We start from the raw sequence: 16,194 nt of genomic DNA, 5'->3' as shown, positions 1-16,194 counted from the left end.
CTCGCGAGGCTTTACAGACAAAAAAAGTATACGACTTATGCGTTAGATCATGTTACCGGTAAAATACAAAAGCGCCCCCGCGCTTATTCAAATTCATTCCATGAACGCCCGTCGCGTGTGATCATCGCCACGGAAGCAACCGGCCCCCATGTGCCAGCCTGATACGGTTTCGGCGCATCGTTATCCGCCTCCCAGGCTTCCGTAATGGAGTCCACCCATTTCCACGCCTCTTCAACCTCGTCACGGCGTACAAACAGCGCCTGAATTCCGCGCATGGTTTCCAGCAACAGCCGCTCATAAGCATCGGCCAGATGTGTCTGGTTAAAGGTTTCGGAATAGCTTAAATCAAGTTTGGTGGTTTGCAGGTTGTGCTTATGGTCAAGACCCGGCACTTTATTCAGTATCTGGATATCCACGCCTTCATCAGGCTGCAGGCGGATGGTCAGCTTATTTTGCGGTAATTCCGGCCAGGATTCTTTAAACAGGTTCAATTCCGGGTTCTTGAAATACACCACGACCTCAGAACACTTGGTCGGCAGGCGCTTGCCGGTACGCAGGTAAAACGGCACGCCGGACCAGCGCCAGTTATCAATATCCACGCGGATAGCGACAAACGTCTCGGTGTTGCTGCTCTTATTGGCCCCTTCTTCTTCCAGATAACCCGGTACTTTTTTACCCTGAGCAAAACCGGCGGTGTACTGGCCGCGCACGGTTTTTTCACGCACGTTGGTGCGGTCGATACGGCGTAGCGCCTGCAATACTTTTACTTTTTCATCGCGGATGTGGTCGGCGCTAAGGTCCGGCGGCGGCGCCATAGCAATCATGCAAAGTATTTGCAGCAGGTGATTTTGTACCATGTCGCGCATTTGGCCGGCCTGATCGAAATATCCCCAGCGCCCTTCAATGCCCACTTCTTCCGCTACGGTAATTTCCACGTGATCAATGGTGCGGTTGTCCCAGTTATTGACGAACAGCGAATTAGCAAAGCGCAGCGCCAGCAGATTAAGCACCGTTTCTTTGCCCAAATAGTGGTCAATACGATACACCTGGGTTTCATCAAAGTATTCACCGACCCGATCGTTGATTTCCTGAGATGTTTCCAGCGACGTGCCAAGCGGTTTTTCCATTACCACGCGCGCGGGCCTGGCATTGAGCTTCGCCGCGCCTAAGCCCTTGCAGATAGCGCCAAAAGTGTCTGGCGGCATAGCGAAATAGTTTATGGTGGTGCGTTTTTTTTGATCCAGCATTTTACTTAGTTTGCTGAACCCTGCGATATCGTTAACATCAAGGTTACAAAAGTCCAGGCGCGCGCTAAGTTTGTCCCATAACGCCTCGTCAATCTCCTCACTCATGAAGGTTTCGAGCGCGTCACGCACAACATTGGTGTATGCGGCTTTATCCCAGTCCGCACGCCCGACGCCGAGAATGCGGGTATCGGGGTTAATCTGGCCTGCCTTTTCTAACTGATACAGGGATGGTAGCAATTTGCGGCGCGCGAGATCGCCTTTTGCCCCAAAAATGACCAGATCGCACGCCTGAGCTATTTGCGTTACTGCCATGTTGTTCTCCTCGTTATCGGCCAGCCCGGCGCTCTGGCCAGGCTCAACGTGTAATTTTATTACGCTGCACTGTACTTCATTTGCCGAAAGCGCGGAACACTGGTTGTGCCATTCGCCCAGAAACTGACTGCTCGCACGCTATACGGCCTGGCGAATTTGTCTATTTTCTTTTGCTGCGCCCGTTCAGGAAAGCGGAGCGCGATCATGTAATGAAAAAAAACAACACCATCCTCTGTCTGTCGGTACCGCGGCCTGAGCAGCGCAGAGTATATTCAACCCCTCACCGACACGCGATTTTCACCGGTCGGGGGTATCAAACATTGTATGAGAACTTTGTCGATGATGAATATGCTGGAAAATATCCAGGCGCGACTGGAAAGCCTGAGCAAATCGGAGCGTAAAGTGGCCGACGCCATTCTGGCAGCGCCGCAGGACGCCATTCACAAAAGTATCGCCGCACTGGCCGCCGAGGCTGGCGTGAGCGAACCCACGGTGAACCGTTTTTGTCGCAGCCTCAATACCCGTGGTTTCCCTGACTTCAAATTATTGCTGGCGCAGAGCCTTGCTACCGGCATCCCCTGGGTAAACCGCAACGTTGACGAAAACGACGACGTGCGGGCCTACAGTGATAAAATTTTCGAATCGGCAATGGCAAGTCTTGACCAGGTTCGTCACGGGCTGAATATGAACGCCATAAACCGTGCAGTGGACTGGCTGACGCAGGCTAAAAAACTTTCATTTTTCGGTCTGGGATCGTCTTCCACCGTAGCCCATGACGCCATGAATAAGTTTCTGCGCTTCAACGTGCCGGTATTCTGGACTGACGATATCGTTTTACAGCGCATGAGCTGCATGAACTGCGCCGAAGGCGACGCCGTTGTGCTGTTCTCTCATACCGGCCGCACCCGTCAGATTGTCGAACTGGCGCAACTGGCCCAGGAAAACGGCGCGATGGTCATTGCCATCACGACTGCCGACACGCCGCTGGCCCATGTCGCCAGCCTGGCGCTGCTGCTGGACGTGCCGGAAGATACTGATATCTATATTCCAATGGTATCGCGATTGGCCCAGCTAACGCTGCTTGACGTGCTGGCAACCGGTTTCACCCTGCGGCGTGGCGCAAAATTTAGAGATAACTTGAAGCGGGTCAAGGAAGCGTTGCGGGTATCACGCTTTGATAAAGCGACATCTGTTTCCGGCAAAACGTCGTGAATGTATAACAACGTTGTCACAGTCAAAGCCATTCGGGTAATGTATCGGGTCATATACCGACTTACCCCTCGATTTTACAGTTCACCTGGCACCAGGTTGTTTCAGTCAACGGAGTATTAAATGTCCAGACGGCTACGCAGAACCAAAATTGTCACCACGTTAGGCCCGGCAACCGATCGCGATAATAATCTTGAAGCAGTTATCGCTGCTGGCGCAAACGTTGTACGCATGAACTTCTCTCATGGAACGGCGGAAGACCATCTGCTTCGGGCGAATAAAGTGCGCGAAATTGCAGCAAAAATGGGCCGCCACGTCGCGATTCTGGGCGATCTCCAGGGACCTAAAATACGCGTTTCCACCTTCAGAGAAGGCAAAGTTTTCCTGAACGTCGGTGACAAATTTCTGCTCGACGCCAACCTGGGTAAAGGCGAAGGCGATAAAGAAAAAGTCGGTATCGATTATAAGGGCCTGCCGGCGGATGTCGTACCCGGCGATATCCTGCTGCTTGATGATGGGCGCGTTCAGTTGAAAGTGCTGGAAGTTCAGGGCATGAAAGTGTTTACCGAAGTGACCGTCGGCGGCCCGCTTTCTAACAATAAAGGCATCAACAAGCTTGGCGGGGGGCTTTCCGCAGAGGCCCTGACCGAAAAAGATAAGGCTGATATCCTCACCGCGGCCAAAATAGGCGTGGATTATCTGGCCGTCTCCTTCCCGCGCTGCGGCGAAGATCTGAATTACGCCCGCCGTCTGGCACGCGACGCCGGCTGTGATGCGCATATTGTTTCCAAAGTAGAACGCGCTGAAGCAGTATGCAGCGAAGAGGCGATGGATGATATTATCCTGGCTTCCGATGTGGTCATGGTCGCCCGTGGCGATCTTGGCGTGGAGATAGGCGATCCTGAGCTTGTCGGGATCCAGAAATCGCTGATTCGTCGCGCTCGTCAACTCAATCGCGCCGTTATCACCGCGACCCAAATGATGGAATCCATGATAACCAACCCGATGCCGACGCGTGCTGAGGTTATGGACGTGGCAAATGCCGTACTTGACGGCACAGATGCTGTAATGCTCTCGGCCGAGACCGCCGCCGGGCAATATCCGGCGGAAACCGTGGCTGCAATGGCGCGCGTATGTCTGGGCGCAGAAAAGATCCCCAGTATCAATGTTTCCAAACACCGCCTGGATGTGCAGTTCGACAACGTGGAAGAAGCGCTGGCCATGTCGGCAATGTATGCGGCAAACCATACGCGAGGCGTGTCGGCCATCATTACAATGACCGAATCCGGCCGTACTGCCCTGATGACTTCGCGCATAAGCTCCGGCCTGCCGATTTTCGCCCTGTCGCGCCATGAGCGTACGCTAAATCTGACGGCGCTGTATCGCGGCGTCACGCCGGTTCATTTCGACAGCCAGAGTGAAGGGGTGGCCGCTGCGCATGACGCCGTGACGCTGCTGCGCGATAAAGGCTACCTGATGTCCGGCGATCTGGTTATCATCACACAGGGGGACGTCATGGGCACGATCGGCACTACCAATACCACGCGTATACTGACCGCGGACTAAAGGAGCGTACATCAACAAAAAAGGCCAGACAGGCTGTTAACCGCCGGTTAAGCCTGTGTGTGAATAACGACTCCTACTCTTGTCAAAAAAACCATGCCACATTGAGGCCCGACCCGGGCCTCTTTTTTATTTTCTTTCAGCATCCCTGTTCGCTTTTAACGCCTACAGGCTTACAGATGGAGCGCTGACGTCCGCTGAACAGGCGGGCAGCGCGCCCGGAATGGCAGGATGGAGCGAACGAGACAGCCGCAGGCTGATTACCTGGCGGTGAGCGCGAATTTCGTTATGGCGCAGGCGCCTGCAAAGCGGGCCGCGATGGCCCGCTTTGCCCGTTCATCCGAAGCCTCATTTGTCACCGGGCTTTAGTGGATGGAACATAGACTTAATCTCAGGTGGCCAGCATGCGCCAGACAGCCTCGTTGCACGGATGATAAAGGAGGTATGCCCTCGTTATTTCCCCATTATTCAAAGGTCCTTGCGTACGTAAGGCTCCGGTTCACCGGCTTTACGCGTTTTAAGCAGTTTTAATAACCACGTATACTGTTCGGGGTTCGGGCCTACCAGAATTTCCACTTCTTCGTTCATACGGCGCGCAATCGTCCGGTCATCCGCTTCCAGCAGGTCGTCCATCGGCGGGCGAATGTGGATATCAAGCCTGTGCGTACGGGCGTTGTATACCGGAAACAGTGGCACAACACGAGCGCGGCACACCTTCATCAGACGGCCAATGGCGGGCAGCGTTGCCTTATAGGTGCCAAAAAAATCGACAAATTCGCTATGTTCGGCGCCATGATCCTGATCTGGCAAATAATAGCCCCAGTAGCCCTGGCGAACTGAGCTGATAAAAGGCTTGATGCCGTCATTACGGGCATGCATTCTTCCCCCGAAACGACGACGCACGCGGTTCCAGATGTAATCAAATAGCTGATTGCCCTGATTATGGAACACAGCCGCCATTTTCTGGCCGCTGGCTGCCATTAACATCGCCGGAATATCTACCGCCCAGCCGTGTGGGACGAGAAAAATCACTTTTTCACCGCTAGCCCGCATCTCATCTATGCTCTCTTTTCCGTGCCAGTCAACGCGCCGGAGCACCTTCTTCGGATCGCGCAAGCCCAGCTCGGCCATCATCGCCATCGCCTGCGGCGCGGTTTCGAACATGCGATCGATAATAGCTTCGCGATCTACCGGGGGCATATCGGGAAAACAGTACAGCAGGTTGATTCGCGCCCGGCGACGCGCGCTTTTAGCCAGTCGGCCGGCGGCGCGGCCCAGCGCGCCCAGCAGCGGATCGCGAATAGCCGCAGGCGTCCAGGCCAACACGGCAAATGTCAATACGCCCAGCCAGGATCCCCAGTAACGTGGATGCAGGAAGGATTTCTGGAACGCAGGTATAAATTCGTTAGCGGATTTTTTTTGTTTTTCCATGCTCTTCCCGGCACGAAGCCGATTGGTTAGTGACGTGACAAGCGGCGGGTATTTTACCGGTAGCTGGGGCATTTCCAAAGAAAAAGCCGGTCACAGACCGGTCGAGACTGCTGACAAACTCCATCCTGTCGCAGACAGGATGGATGAAATGCAATAAAAAATAAGGAAAATCAACGCATTGATTTTCGCCTGCTTACCACAAAGAAGGAAAAATCCCGTTTTTTCTTTCTGTGTCAACAAGCTGAGCCGGTCACAGACCGGCCTGGCGTGCTGACAAAGGGAGCAAGCGCCTGATTTTGCCCTCTTTTTACTCTCAGACGAAAATCATGGGGGGTGATTTACCTGCGGCCATTTTCTGCCATTTCGCGCCGAAATCCTTCGGCCCGACGATTGACAACGGCCCCTACTGCCCGGCTCGCAGAAGGATACCCTTCGTCAGTCAAACCGAAGCTGCGGCACCACTTCTTTGGCTTTCGCCAGGAATTCGCGACGCTCTGCGCCAGTCAACCCTTCCGAACGCGGCAACTTAGCCGTCAGCGGGTTAACCGCCTGTTGGTTAATCCACACTTCATAATGCAAATGCGGGCCGGTGGAGCGCCCGGTATTGCCAGACAGTGCAATACGCTCGCCGCGTTTTACCTTCTGGCCGGGCTTAACAAGCAGCTTTTTCAGATGCATATAGCGAGTGGTATAAGAACGCCCGTGGCGGATAGCCACATAGTAGCCTGCTGCGCCGCTGCGCTTGGCAACCACTACTTCGCCGTCACCCACCGCCATAACAGGCGTTCCCTGCGGCATCGCGAAATCTACGCCGCGATGGGGGGCCACTCGCCCGGTCACAGGGTTAACGCGACGCGGGTTAAAGTTAGAAGAAACGCGAAACTGCCGCGAAGTTGGGAAACGCATAAACCCCTTCGCCAGCCCGGCGCCTGTACGGTCGTAGAATTTTCCGTCTTCGGCGCGAATGCCATAGTAATCTTTGCCGCCGCTGCGCACGCGTACGCCGACTAACTGGCTCTGCTCGCGCTTGCCGTTGAGCATTTCACGCGACATCAGCACAGCGAATTCGTCACCTTTTTTAAGCTTACGGAAATCCATCTGCCACTGCATTGCTTTAATCACCGCGTTGATTTCGGTGGTCGTCAGGCCAGCCGAGCGCGCGCTTGTCACAAAGCTGCCATTGAAGGTGCCTTTAAGCAAGCTGTTAACCCAGTCTCCCTGCTGGGTTTCACTCTTCATCTTCCACACGCCGTTTTTGGCCTGTTCGTAGGTGCGCGTTTCGCGGCGCGACATCTCCCACGTCAGTGACTTAAGATCGCCCTCGGCAGTGAGGGTCCAGGAAAGTTGCTGGCCGATTTTCAGGTTACGCAAATCTTTATCAGCCTGCACCAGTTGGCCGATTTCCGTCATATCAATGCCATACTGGTTAAGGATGCTGCTCAGGGTATCGCCAGTGGAAACCACATATTCATGCAGGCCAGTCACTGAAGCTATCTTGTCGTCAAGCTCATCCTGCGGAATCGCTTCATCCTCCTGCGCGTTCTGATCGATAGGCTCGCTGGCTTCAGGCAGCAGGGAACGTATATCATCTTTTCCCAGGGTAATGCTTTTCGCGACAGGTGCTGATTCGGTGTGGTACACAAAGGGCCGCCAGACAGCGGCCGCAAGAGTAAGAACCGTAAGCGACCCAAGCATCACGCGGTGCGGTCGCGGTAAACTGTTAAACGCCAGGGCGACAGAGCGGGCTATCTGTTGCACGTATTCACTTCCTCATTATTCTCCTTTCAGGCAGCTGGCGTATTGATGCGCAAGTTGTGTAAGAAATTGCGTATAGCTGTCTTTACCTAACGGGATGGCGGTGCCAAGAGGATCAAGCGTCCCCATACGAACCCGCGTTCCTCTGGCAACGGCTTCAATCACGGCCGGCCTGAATTGCGGTTCAGCAAAGACGCATACCGCCTTATGCTCAACCAATTGTGTTCTGATTTCATGTAAGCGCTGCGCACCCGGCTGGATTTCAGGATTGACGGTAAAGTGGCCCAACGGCGTGAGTCCAAAATGTTGTTCATAATACCCATAGGCGTCATGAAACACGTAATACCCTTTTCCTTTTAGCGGTGACAGCTTGTTTGCCAACATTCTATCGGATTTTGCTAATTCTGCCTCGAAACGCTGAAGGTTAGCATCCAATTTGTTCTTATTTTCAGGCATAAGTTCAACTAATTTCTGATGGATTGCAACCGCTGAAAGCCTTGCAATCTCTGGGGATAGCCATAAATGCATGTTGTAGTCGCCATGATGGTGATCTGCGTCACTTTTTTCATGGTCATGCCCATGTTCACGATCGCCGGCAGCGTCCCCTTTGATAAGCAGCGGCTTCACGGTATCAAGCGTCACCAGGGCAAGCTTTTTTTGCGCAGGAAGCCGTGCTACAGGCCGGATCATAAACGCCTCCATCTCCGGCCCTGTCCATATCACCAACTCCGCGTTTTGTAAGCGTTTTATATCCGACGGGCGCAGCGCATAATCATGCTCTGAAGCCCCGTCAGGCAGCAAAACAGCGGTCTTTGTTACGCCATCTGCGACGGCGGAAGCAATAAAGCCAAGCGGCTTTATTGAGGTCACAATCTCTGCCTGAGCGAGGGGGCTTATCCCACACCACAGCGCGGCGGAAAAAGCAGCGAAAAGAAGCGTATTTTTATGTAACATAATGCGTCTGGTCATCGTTTTGAAGAAAGGAAGTGTGATATTATAACATTCGATAACTTCTGCAACGTTTAAAACAACATGACCACTCTCGTCTCGCTGGAAAACATCGCTGTCTCCTTTGGCGCGCGTCGCGTACTTACTGATATCTCGCTAAATTTGCGGGCAGGCAGAATACTGACGCTGCTGGGTCCCAACGGCGCGGGGAAATCAACGCTGGTGCGCGTGGTGCTGGGCCTGATAGCGCCGGATAGCGGTACACTCAAGCGCAACCACAATCTGCGCATCGGCTATGTCCCGCAGAAATTATACCTCGATGCCACTTTACCGCTTACGGTCAGTCGCTTTATGCGCCTGCGTCCTGGCGTCAGGAAAAACGATATCCAGCCTGCATTGACGCGCGTACAGGCCGCCCATCTTATGGATGCGCCGATGCAGAAACTATCCGGCGGCGAAACCCAGCGCGTACTGCTGGCGCGCGCCCTGCTTAATCAACCGCAACTGCTGGTGCTCGACGAACCTACGCAGGGCGTAGACGTCAACGGCCAGTTGGCGCTGTACGACTTAATCGACAGACTGCGCCGCGAACTTGGCTGCGCGGTGCTGATGGTGTCTCATGATCTTCATCTGGTGATGGCCAAAACCGATGAAGTGCTATGCCTTAACCATCATATTTGCTGTTCCGGCACGCCGGAGGCGGTCTGCGCGCATCCGCAATTTATCTCAATGTTCGGCACGCGCGGCGCTCAGCAACTTGGCATTTATCGCCACCATCACAACCATCGTCACGATTTGCAGGGCAAAATTGTGTTGCGCAAGGGGAACGACCAGCCATGATTGAACTATTGCTTCCCGGTTGGCTTGCCGGGCTTATGCTGTCTTGCGCGGCCGGCCCGCTGGGTTCATTTGTCGTCTGGCGCCGCATGTCCTATTTTGGCGATACTCTGGCCCACGCTTCGTTACTCGGCGTGGCGTTTGGCCTGTTGCTGAATATCAATCCGTTTTACGCAGTCATCGCCGTCACGCTGCTGCTGGCGCTGGCGCTGGTATGGCTGGAAAAACGTCCGAACCTCGCCATTGATACGCTGCTTGGCATCATGGCCCACAGCGCCCTCTCCCTTGGCCTGGTTGTGGTTAGCCTGATGTCCGGCATTCGCGTTGATTTAATGGCCTATCTGTTTGGCGACCTGCTGTCGGTCACGCCTGAAGATTTATTGACCCTCGCCGCAGGCGTCGCCGCTGTAGTCGCTATTTTGTGCTGGCAGTGGCGTAATCTGCTTGCCATGACTATCAGCCAGGACCTGGCTTTTGTGGATGGCGTTTCGCTACAGCGCGTACGGCTGATACTAATGTTGGTGACCGCGCTCACCATCGGTGTGGCAATGAAATTTGTCGGCGCGCTGATAATTACCTCACTGCTGATTATTCCGGCCGCGACCGCCCGTCGCTTCGCCCGCTCCCCGGAACAGATGGCATGGCTCGCCGTGGTTGTCGGCGCGCTCGCCGTTACGGGCGGGCTGGCCTTTTCTGCCTGTTATGATACCCCCGCCGGCCCCTCGGTGGTATTGGCCGCCGCGCTGCTGTTTATCCTCAGCATGATGCGCCGCCAGGTGGATTAACCGACAGTAAGCCGCCTGCTGCAGGCCCGGGATACCCTGATGAAATAAAGAGGCGTCCCGATAACCTTTTGCAGCCCACCGCGCTCAGTAGACAATGGATAAATTAACAGATGAAGTTTGCGCCCGGCGCAGTTACCCTGTATATCAACGCCTCCGATACCCTACCCGGTCGCGCCGCCAACAATCACGTTTTTCTATCGTCAGGGAGGAAATTATGTTGCCAATCACGCGCACTCGCGACTTTAAAAAATTCCTTATCGCCGCCGCGGTAGTATTTGTCATTGCCGTTTCAGTCATTTCGCGCGTGACGTTTAAGGGTGTGGAAGATCAATACAATTTACCTATTGAGAACTGGTCGCTGGGGCTGTTTGTGATACAGGGCGCCTGGGTTTTCATTTATAGCATCATGTTTACGATTATCGGTTCGTTGCCTTTCGCCTTTTACTTTCTTGGCCCAAAATCTAACCACGACAGCTAGCTGACGGCACAAACCGGGGGCCATCGCCCCGGTCCTGGACGTATACGGGCTAAAGCTTATCCGGCGGCGCAATACCAAAGTGCGTCCAGGCGCGCGGCGTCGCGATACGTCCGCGCGGCGTGCGCTGTAAAAAACCCTGCTGAATCAGATAAGGCTCCAGCACATCTTCTATCGTTTCCCGCTCTTCGCCGATGGCCGCTGCAAGATTATCAAGCCCCACCGGCCCGCCGAGGAATTTATCCAGCACGGCCAACAGCAGCTTGCGATCCATATAGTCAAACCCCTCAGCATCCACGTTAAGCATATCCAGCGCCTGAGCGGCAATCTCATGATCGATAACGCCATTGTGGCGCACTTCAGCGAAATCGCGCACACGGCGCAGCAGGCGATTGGCGATACGCGGCGTTCCCCTCGCGCGGCGCGCCACTTCCAGCGCGCCGTCGTTATTTATCTCCAGCCCAAGGCAGGCGGCGCTACGGCTAACGATATGCTGTAAATCCGCCACCTGGTAAAACTCCAGCCGTTGCACAATACCGAAGCGATCGCGCAGCGGCGAGGTTAGCGAACCGGCGCGCGTAGTCGCGCCAATGAGCGTAAACGGCGGCAAATCAATCTTAATCGAACGTGCAGCCGGCCCCTCGCCAATCATAATATCAAGCTGGTAGTCTTCCATTGCCGGATAGAGCACCTCTTCCACTACCGGCGAAAGACGATGGATTTCGTCAATAAACAGCACGTCATGCGGCTCAAGGTTAGTCAGCATGGCCGCCAGATCGCCTGCCTTCTCCAGCACCGGGCCGGACGTGGTGCGCAGGTTAACCCCCATCTCATTGGCGACAATGTTTGCCAGCGTGGTTTTACCCAACCCCGGCGGACCAAAAATCAACAGATGATCCAGCGCGTCGCCGCGCAGCCTGGCCGCCTGAATAAAGATTTCCATCTGGGAACGCACCTGAGGCTGCCCAACGTACTCCGCCAGCAGCTTCGGGCGAATAGCGCGGTCTGCGGCTTCTTCCACCGGGCTTGCGCCAGGCGCAACCAGGCGATCGGCTTCTATCATCTTTACCTCACAGCGCTGCGCGCAGCGCGTCTCGAATCAGAGTTTCACTGTCGGCGCCGCTTCGGGCGATTTTTGCAATCATACGGCTGGCCTCCTGCGGTTTATAACCCAGCGCCACCAGCGCGGCAACCGCTTCAGCTTCGGCGTCGTCGGCCGTCGGCCCGGCCGGCGCGGCCAGCGTCAGGTCTGCCGCCGGCGTAAAGAGATCGCCATGCATACCTTTGAAACGGTCTTTCATCTCTACCACAAGGCGCTCAGCCGTCTTTTTACCGATACCGGGCAACTTCACCAGCGAGGCAGGCTCTTCACGCTCAACGGCATTAACGAACTGCTGCGCGGACATCCCGGACAGAATAGCCAGCGCCAGTTTTGGCCCAACGCCGTTCACTTTTATCAGTTCGCGAAACAGCGTGCGCGCCTGCTTATTATTGAAGCCAAACAGTAGCTGCGCGTCTTCACGCACCACAAAATGGGTGAAGATCACCGCTTCCTGACCAGTTTCCGGCAGCTCATAAAAGCAGGTCATCGGCATATGTACTTCATACCCCACGCCTGCGGCTTCCAGTAACACCAGCGGCGGCTGTTTTTCCAGGATGATGCCTCTGAGTCGACCTATCACATTTTGCTCCTGCTGCTAACATACCGGTATTAATGGCGCACATCATATAAAAAAGGCTGGATAGGTATCCAGCCTTTTTATCGTTTAGCGTAACCTGCCGCGAACCAGATTAAGGCGCGTACTGCTAATCTGTAACGCATTCTGGCTAACGTGACAGTGGGTGATGGCAATCGCCAGCGCATCGGCGGCGTCGGCCTGAGGATTGGCCGGGAGCTTCAACAGATTGCGCACCATGTGCTGCACCTGGCTTTTATCCGCTCCGCCGTTGCCCACTACCGTCTGTTTTACCTGGCGCGCCGCGTACTCAAATACCGGCAGCCCGCCGTTAACCGCAGCGACAATCGCAGCACCACGCGCCTGGCCAAGCTTTAGCGCCGAGTCGGCATTTTTCGCCATAAAAACCTGCTCAATGGCAAACACATCCGGTTGAAACTGAGCAATCAATTCGCAGATCCCGGCATAAATCAGCCTGAGTCGCGAAGGTAAATCGTCCACCTTTGTGCGAATGCAGCCGCTGCCAAGGTAAGCAAGCTGCCTGCCGGACTGGCGAATAACGCCGTAACCGGTAATGCGCGATCCCGGATCGATGCCAAGAATAATGGCCATCACGCCTCTTTTGATAATCGTGGGGGCATACCTGAAACGGCCCGGGCGCACGCAACGCGTGCGCCCGGTTCATCAGTCAGAGCGTCGCGGCGACTTCGTCGGAGATTTCACCGTTATGGTAAACTTCCTGCACATCGTCGCAGTCTTCCAGCATATCGATAAGGCGCAGCATTTTGGGCGCGGTATCGGCATCCAGGTCGGCTTTCGTCGACGGAATCATGGAAACCTCGGCGCTCTCGGCCTTAAAGCCCGCCCCTTCCAGCGCATCTTTCACCTGCCCCAGTTCTTCCCAGGCGGTATAAACGTCAATGGCGCCATCGTCATAGCCGACAACATCTTCCGCGCCGGCTTCCAGCGCCGCTTCCATCACAGCATCTTCATCAGTTCCTTCAGCGAAGGAAATGACGCCTTTTTTGCTAAACAGATAGGATACCGAGCCATCGGTACCCAGGTTGCCGCCGCATTTGCTAAACGCGTGGCGAACTTCGCCTACGGTACGGTTACGGTTATCACTCAGGCATTCCACCATTACGGCAGTGCCGCCCGGCCCGTAGCCTTCATAAATAATGGTTTCCATATTCGCGTCGTCGTCGCCGCCCACGCCGCGCTGGATGGCGCGGTTGAGAGTGTCGCGCGTCATATTATTGGACAACGCCTTATCAATTGCCGCACGCAGACGCGGGTTAGAGGCCGCATCGCCGCCGCCTAACTTCGCCGCCGTTACCAGTTCGCGAATGATCTTGGTGAAAATCTTACCGCGCTTGGCGTCCTGCGCCGCCTTACGATGTTTGGTGTTGGCCCATTTACTATGACCTGCCATAACGTTCTCCAGAATGGCCCTGAACTCAGTCTACAGCGCGAGGCGAACCGGCGCGTGAACGGGATACGCGCCGCACTACGCTGAGTATTTTCGGGCTAAATTAATAACAAAATGCTTCTATCGCCTGCCGGTTGCTCCACGACAGGGTTAACGCCGCCGCGTCACGCGCGTTCAGCCACTGCCAGGCCAGGTGCTCGCTGATGACTACCGGTCGTTCAGCAGGCAGCGCCAGCGAAAACCAGTGTTCCGTATTACGCAGCGTGCCTGGCGCATAGCGATGGCGCAGATGCGCAAAGATTTCAAACTCCACGGCGCGCTGGCGATCAATTAGCGCCAGGCGCTCGCCGTCAATATCAATGGCCACTTCTTCCATCACTTCACGCAAAGCCGCGTGGCGTGCGCTTTCGTGCGCCTCCAGGCTGCCGGTGACCGACTGCCAGAAGCCAGGATCGTCGCGCCGCTGTAACATCAGCACCCGCCCGGTATCCTGGGCGTAAATAACCACCAGCACCGAGACAGGACGCTTCCAGGCCATGTCAGTTGCTCTCGCCCTTTTTCACCACCGCGATACCCAATTCTTCAAGCGCCGCCGGGTTTGCAACGCCTGGCGCTTCGGTCATCAGACAGGCGGCGGCCGTGGTTTTCGGAAATGCGATGACATCGCGGATATTGTCAGTGCCGGTTAGCAGCATTACCAGGCGGTCAAGGCCAAAAGCCAGGCCTGCGTGCGGCGGCGTACCATACTTCAGCGCATCGAGCAGGAAGCCGAATTTCTCACGTTGCTCCTGCTCGTTAATGCCAAGAATGCCAAACACGGTCTGCTGCATTTCGCCGTTGTGGATACGCACAGAGCCGCCGCCTACCTCATAACCGTTAATAACCATATCATAGGCGTTGGCAATGGCGGTTTCCGGCTCTGATTTCAGTTGTGCTGCCGTCATATCACGCGGCGCGGTGAACGGATGATGCATCGCGCTCAGACCGCCTTCGCCGTTATCTTCAAACATCGGAAAATCAATAACCCATAGCGGCGCCCAGGCGTTTTCGTCAGTAAGGCCCAGGTCTTTGCCAAGCTTCAGGCGCAGCGCGCCGAGCGCATCGGACACCACGCGCGCGTTATCGGCGCCGAAGAAGATAATGTCGCCATCCTGCGCGCCGGTACGTGCCAGAATCGCTTCCACGATGTCCGCATTCAGGAACTTCGCTACCGGGCTGTTGATGCCTTCCATACCGCCGTCACGCTGGTTGACCTTGATGTATGCCAGCCCTTTCGCGCCATAAATTTCAACGAACTTACCGCACTCGTCTATTTGTTTGCGGGTCAGTTGCGCCCCGCCCGGTACGCGCAGCGCAGCCACGCGACCTTTAGCGTCATTGGCCGGGCCGGAGAAGACGTTAAATTCCACTGCCCTGAGCAGATCGGCCACATCCACCAGCTCCATCGGGTTGCGCAGATCCGGCTTGTCAGAGCCGTAGCGACGATCGGCCTCGGCAAAGGTCATTATCGGGAAATCGCCCAGCTCCACGCCTTTCACGTCCAGCCACAGTTGACGCACCATTTTCTCCATCACGTCACGCACCTGCGGCGCCGTCATGAAAGAGGTTTCCACATCAATCTGGGTAAACTCCGGCTGACGGTCGGCACGCAGGTCCTCATCGCGAAAACACTTCACAATCTGGTAGTAGCGGTCAAAGCCTGACATCATCAGCAACTGCTTAAACAACTGCGGCGACTGCGGCAACGCATAGAATTTGCCTTTATGCACACGGCTTGGCACCAGATAATCACGCGCGCCTTCCGGCGTGGCTTTGGTCAGCATCGGGGTTTCGATATCAAGGAAGCCGTGGTCGTCCATAAAGCGACGAACAAAGCTGGTAATGCGGGCGCGGGTTTTCAGACGCTGCGCCATTTCCGGGCGGCGCAGGTCGAGATAACGGTATTTAAGACGCGCCTCTTCCGTGTTGACCTGATTGAAATCGAGCGGCAGCGGTTCGGCGCGGTTGATAATCGTCAGATCAGTGGCGAAAACTTCCACCTCCCCGGTCGCCATATCGCGGTTAACATTACGCCCTTCGCGCGCGCGCACGGTGCCGGTTATCTGGATGCAGAACTCATTACGCAGTTCAGAGGCCAGCTTGAACGCTTCTTCGCGATCCGGGTCAAAGAACACCTGCACGATACCTTCACGGTCGCGCATATCAATAAAGATGAGACTGCCGAGATCGCGACGGCGGTTTACCCAACCGCAAAGCGTTACCTGCTGCCCCACGTGGGGCGCGCGTAGCTGCCCGCAATATTCTGTACGCATGAGATATCCTTTTACTTGCCGCAGGGGCTGGCGGCCACTGGCGCCACAATGCGGCTGTTGTCATCTGTCACAACGGAATAAAAAAGGCGGCTATTATACTGGATATTCGGCCTGACGATAAGCCCGACGCCGCCTGCCCGCGCGTTTGCTGTGCGCTTCGGTTAACTTTACGCTATACAGGCAGGTTATATACTCTCAAAATCTGACAAAAAACG

16 protein-coding genes are annotated in these 16,194 nt (G+C 55.3%); 6 read left to right on the top strand and 10 right to left on the bottom strand.

Annotated features, from left to right (window positions below; all coding sequences use genetic code 11):
* Positions 1 to 83 precede the first annotated feature (83 nt).
* Positions 84 to 1,559, bottom strand: coding sequence for a glucose-6-phosphate dehydrogenase (gene zwf / locus JJB97_RS00330; RefSeq protein ID WP_238711787.1), 1,476 nt, complete (start codon positions 1,557 to 1,559; stop codon positions 84 to 86).
* 342 nt (positions 1,560 to 1,901) lie between these two features.
* Between zwf and JJB97_RS00325 the strand changes: the two genes are divergently transcribed.
* The 3 genes from JJB97_RS00325 to JJB97_RS00315 all read left to right on the top strand — a co-directional run bounded on the left by JJB97_RS00325 (position 1,902) and on the right by JJB97_RS00315 (position 4,700).
* Complete coding sequence (locus JJB97_RS00325; protein ID WP_238711930.1) at positions 1,902 to 2,771, top strand: MurR/RpiR family transcriptional regulator; 870 nt, start codon at positions 1,902 to 1,904, stop codon at positions 2,769 to 2,771.
* A gap of 120 nt (positions 2,772 to 2,891) precedes the next feature.
* Positions 2,892 to 4,334 carry a pyruvate kinase gene (pyk, locus tag JJB97_RS00320; protein WP_238711786.1) on the top strand — a complete coding sequence of 481 codons (1,443 nt, stop codon included), beginning with the start codon at positions 2,892 to 2,894 and terminating at the stop codon, positions 4,332 to 4,334.
* A 228-nt stretch (positions 4,335 to 4,562) separates the two neighbouring features.
* Positions 4,563 to 4,700, top strand: a complete 138-nt coding sequence (locus JJB97_RS00315; RefSeq protein WP_238711785.1) for a hypothetical protein — start codon at positions 4,563 to 4,565, stop codon at positions 4,698 to 4,700.
* Positions 4,701 to 4,799: 99 nt separating this feature from the next.
* Here the strand turns inward: JJB97_RS00315 and lpxM are convergent, their stop codons facing one another.
* The 3 genes from lpxM to znuA all read right to left on the bottom strand — a co-directional run bounded on the left by lpxM (position 4,800) and on the right by znuA (position 8,471).
* The gene (gene lpxM / locus JJB97_RS00310; protein WP_238711784.1) at positions 4,800 to 5,762 is read right to left on the bottom strand and encodes a lauroyl-Kdo(2)-lipid IV(A) myristoyltransferase; all 963 of its coding nucleotides are present in this window, start codon (positions 5,760 to 5,762) and stop codon (positions 4,800 to 4,802) included.
* Between the two features lie 435 nt (positions 5,763 to 6,197).
* Positions 6,198 to 7,520 (bottom strand): murein DD-endopeptidase MepM, encoded by a 1,323-nt coding sequence (gene mepM / locus JJB97_RS00305; protein WP_238711783.1) that lies wholly within the window; start codon positions 7,518 to 7,520, stop codon positions 6,198 to 6,200.
* A gap of 15 nt (positions 7,521 to 7,535) precedes the next feature.
* Positions 7,536 to 8,471: a zinc ABC transporter substrate-binding protein ZnuA gene (znuA, locus tag JJB97_RS00300; protein ID WP_238711782.1), complete on the bottom strand. Its 936-nt coding sequence runs from the start codon at positions 8,469 to 8,471 to the stop codon at positions 7,536 to 7,538.
* A 78-nt stretch (positions 8,472 to 8,549) separates the two neighbouring features.
* Here znuA and znuC point away from each other — a divergent pair, with 78 nt between their 5' ends.
* The 3 genes from znuC (at position 8,550) to JJB97_RS00285 (ending at position 10,565) form a co-directional block, all read left to right on the top strand.
* The gene (znuC, locus tag JJB97_RS00295; protein ID WP_238711781.1) at positions 8,550 to 9,305 is read left to right on the top strand and encodes a zinc ABC transporter ATP-binding protein ZnuC; all 756 of its coding nucleotides are present in this window, start codon (positions 8,550 to 8,552) and stop codon (positions 9,303 to 9,305) included.
* Positions 9,302 to 10,087, top strand: a complete 786-nt coding sequence (znuB, locus tag JJB97_RS00290; protein WP_238711780.1) for a zinc ABC transporter permease subunit ZnuB — start codon at positions 9,302 to 9,304, stop codon at positions 10,085 to 10,087. Before znuC ends, znuB begins: the two co-directional genes overlap by 4 nt.
* 214 nt (positions 10,088 to 10,301) lie before the next feature.
* Complete coding sequence (locus tag JJB97_RS00285) at positions 10,302 to 10,565, top strand: DUF2534 family protein (RefSeq protein ID WP_238711779.1); 264 nt, start codon at positions 10,302 to 10,304, stop codon at positions 10,563 to 10,565.
* 49 nt (positions 10,566 to 10,614) lie between these two features.
* Here JJB97_RS00285 and ruvB read toward each other — a convergent pair whose 3' ends face one another.
* The 6 genes from ruvB to aspS all read right to left on the bottom strand — a co-directional run bounded on the left by ruvB (position 10,615) and on the right by aspS (position 15,979).
* The gene (ruvB, locus tag JJB97_RS00280; RefSeq protein WP_238711778.1) at positions 10,615 to 11,625 is read right to left on the bottom strand and encodes a Holliday junction branch migration DNA helicase RuvB; all 1,011 of its coding nucleotides are present in this window, start codon (positions 11,623 to 11,625) and stop codon (positions 10,615 to 10,617) included.
* Positions 11,626 to 11,632: 7 nt separating this feature from the next.
* Complete coding sequence (ruvA, locus tag JJB97_RS00275) at positions 11,633 to 12,244, bottom strand: Holliday junction branch migration protein RuvA (RefSeq protein WP_238711777.1); 612 nt, start codon at positions 12,242 to 12,244, stop codon at positions 11,633 to 11,635.
* A gap of 84 nt (positions 12,245 to 12,328) precedes the next feature.
* Complete coding sequence (gene ruvC / locus JJB97_RS00270) at positions 12,329 to 12,850, bottom strand: crossover junction endodeoxyribonuclease RuvC (RefSeq protein WP_238711776.1); 522 nt, start codon at positions 12,848 to 12,850, stop codon at positions 12,329 to 12,331.
* A gap of 76 nt (positions 12,851 to 12,926) precedes the next feature.
* Entirely contained in the window at positions 12,927 to 13,670 is a 744-nt protein-coding gene (locus JJB97_RS00265) for a YebC/PmpR family DNA-binding transcriptional regulator (RefSeq protein ID WP_238711775.1), read from the bottom strand.
* Between the two features lie 100 nt (positions 13,671 to 13,770).
* Positions 13,771 to 14,205 (bottom strand): dihydroneopterin triphosphate diphosphatase, encoded by a 435-nt coding sequence (nudB, locus tag JJB97_RS00260; protein WP_238711774.1) that lies wholly within the window; start codon positions 14,203 to 14,205, stop codon positions 13,771 to 13,773.
* 1 nt (position 14,206) lies between these two features.
* A complete protein-coding gene (aspS, locus tag JJB97_RS00255) occupies positions 14,207 to 15,979 on the bottom strand; it encodes an aspartate--tRNA ligase (RefSeq protein ID WP_238711773.1) in 1,773 nt (590 codons plus the stop codon).
* Between the last annotated feature and the right edge of the window lie 215 nt (positions 15,980 to 16,194).

It is taken from the genome of Tenebrionibacter intestinalis (assembly GCF_016632365.1).
GTDB lineage: Bacteria > Pseudomonadota > Gammaproteobacteria > Enterobacterales > Enterobacteriaceae > Tenebrionibacter > Tenebrionibacter intestinalis.
Note: the sequence above shows the minus strand (reverse complement) of the source record. Positions and strands in the feature narration are given on the sequence as shown.